Annotated in this window: 2 protein-coding genes; both read left to right on the top strand. The window is 39.3% G+C overall.

Going from position 1 to position 2,497, the window contains the following annotated elements:
• Positions 1-208: 208 nt before the first annotated feature.
• Positions 209-1,057, top strand: a complete 849-nt coding sequence (locus LJE11_RS18865; protein ID WP_161234484.1) for a tyrosine-type recombinase/integrase — start codon at positions 209-211, stop codon at positions 1,055-1,057.
• Positions 1,054-2,229 carry an IS91 family transposase gene (locus LJE11_RS18860; protein ID WP_195284237.1) on the top strand — a complete coding sequence of 392 codons (1,176 nt, stop codon included), beginning with the start codon at positions 1,054-1,056 and terminating at the stop codon, positions 2,227-2,229. The genes LJE11_RS18865 and LJE11_RS18860 overlap by 4 nt, the downstream gene beginning before the upstream one ends.
• Positions 2,230-2,497 lie beyond the last annotated feature (268 nt).

Genomic DNA, 2,497 nt, shown 5'->3' with positions numbered 1-2,497 from the left:
GTTTTATTTTTATTAAAAAAGCAGTGGAATTACTTTCCATAATCCGTTATTGTTAAGTTACCACACGAAACAACTGAACTAAGAAAGCTCCACTGCCTATGATAAGAATAACATTTTCCAGTCTCTTCCGCAATCGGAATTATGACGCTAACGCACCTCCGAATAGGTAGATGTAATTATTAACACTACTTATTCTGGAGGTTTTATTATGTATAAAGATATTTTTGAATCCATCCGCAATGAAGCGGAAAAACGTAACCTGCGTGAAAGAACTATTCAACTGTATTGCTCTGATGTCCGTTACTTCCTTCGTTGGATTGGAAAAAATGTTTCTGATCTTACACTTGAAGATGCGGAAAGTTTTCTTACTGCCAAACGTCTGGAAGGAAGGTCTCCTGAAACTCACAATCACTATCGGTCTGCAATCAAGTTCTTATATAGAAAGGTGCTGAAGATTCTCTGGGATGATGACACTGTTCCGGCTATGAAAAGAGAGCGAAATCTTCCTGCTGTTCTATCCCGCGATGAAATAAATGCAATCATTGACGCCACTCCGAATCTGAAGCATAAAGCGATTATTGCAACTATGTATTCTTCCGGATTACGTGTATCAGAGGTTGTTCATCTTCATTATGATGACATTTCACGTACCAACATGACAATTCATGTTCGTGAAACCAAAGGCAGAATTGACAGGTATACAATTCTGTCTCAAAAAAATTTAGACCTTCTCACAGAGTATTGGTACAAATGTGGTCGCCCTAAAGATATCCTTTTCCCAAGTTCCTGGTCCGGTGGATATCTTGATATAGCCAGTGTTAACCAGTTCTTTAAGAAAAGTGCTAAACTCGCCGGCATTAACCGTCATGTTTCCTCTCATGCGTGCCGTCATAGTTTTGCCAGCCACCTATTCGAAAGTGGCACAGATATAAAATATATCCAGTCACTTCTGGGACATGTTGATCCTCGCTCTACAGATGTTTACCTTCATGTGAGCAACAAGACACTTCTTGGAATCCGCAGCCCGTTCGACAACCCGGAAGGTGGTGAATCATGAGTAAGGATTGTACGATTCAGGATATTTTTCATCGTTTCTATCCATCTTTTGAATCCACACATAGTATTTCTCCCGCTCAGCGAAAGGCCGCTTATCACATCATGAATTGCAAAACCGGTGCCTTTGGTGTGAATGTAAGCGTATGCGAGGACTGCGGCTGCATGTCAGTCCACTATAACTCCTGCCGTGACAGATGCTGTCCTATGTGTCAGGAGTTTCCAAAAGAAAAATGGGTAGATGCACGGCGTGAGGATATCTTAGATGCTCCTTATTTCCATGTAGTTTTTACAGTTCCAGAAGAACTTAATCCCATTATCTACAGCAACCAGAAATTCTTATACACTGCTCTTTATCATGCGGCTTCAGATACTCTCAGTGAACTTGCTGCTGATAGTAAATATCTTGGGACTCATATCGGCTATATTTGTATCCTCCATACATGGGGAAGCACCATGAATTTTCATCCTCATATCCATGCGATTGTTCTTGGTGGAGGGCTGGATGTGAAAAATCATTGGAAAGACAACGGAAAAGAGTTTTTTCTTCCGATTAAGGTGATCTCCAAAATATTTCGTGGAAAATATATGGCTGAACTTAAGCAGCTCTGGGAAAATGACAGGCTTGAATTTCATGGATCGGCTGCACCTTACAAAAACTACTATACTTTCAAGGAATTGTTAAATACCTGCTATACAAAGGAATGGATTCCTTATTGCAAGAAACCATTTGACGGTGCCGAATCTGTCATCAGATACCTTGGAAAATACACCCACCGGATTGCTATCAGCAACTACCGTATCAAAGACATGACAGAATCTACAGTTACTTTTTCCGCTAAAGATTACAAAAAACAAGGGCTTTGGAAAGAGATCACCATATCCGGCGAGGAATTTATCCGTCGATTTTTAATGCATGTTCCTCCAAAACGTTTTGTACATATCAGGCACTATGGTCTTCTTTCATCCAGAAATAAGAAGAAAAAGATTACCCTATGCAGAAACATCCTTGGTTGCAAAAAATATATTTCCAAGCTGAAAGATATGGATGCACCTGCCATTATCCGTCTTCTTTATAATAGAGATATATGCAAGTGTTCTTCCTGTGGTGGTAAGATTATTCCTCTGCCTACAGAACAACATTTTATAAAACCAAAACCACATATGCTCTGTTAACGTATCATAACTGTATATTTTTTTAGCTTCCTTAGGGAGGCTTATTTCCGGTGTCATAATACAGGACTGAATTATAAATTCTATGTGTTTCTATGTGTACACGCTATCCTATTATAAATAGAGTGTCATAATTAAAAGTCCATATAGAGTTGACGCGCTTTGTTCAACCAGAAAAAATCGAAATTGATGCAAACGAAAGGGCAGTTAATGAAAAGTCTCCATACTGCTTTTTCGTTTGCACCACCTTCGATTCTTTCCTTAACGATTT

Source organism: Blautia sp. DFI.1.216 (assembly GCF_020594215.1).
GTDB lineage: Bacteria > Bacillota > Clostridia > Lachnospirales > Lachnospiraceae > Blautia_A > Blautia_A wexlerae.
The sequence above is the reverse complement of the archived record's forward strand: the minus strand, read 5'-3'. Positions and strand labels throughout refer to the sequence as shown.

Bases quoted from the DNA above. Each gene is read 5' to 3' on its own strand.
- LJE11_RS18865 (WP_161234484.1), top strand. From the start codon at position 209: ATGTATAAAGATATTTTTGAATCCATCCGCAATGAAGCGGAAAAACGT.
- LJE11_RS18860 (WP_195284237.1), top strand. From the start codon at position 1,054: ATGAGTAAGGATTGTACGATTCAGGATATTTTTCATCGTTTCTATCCA.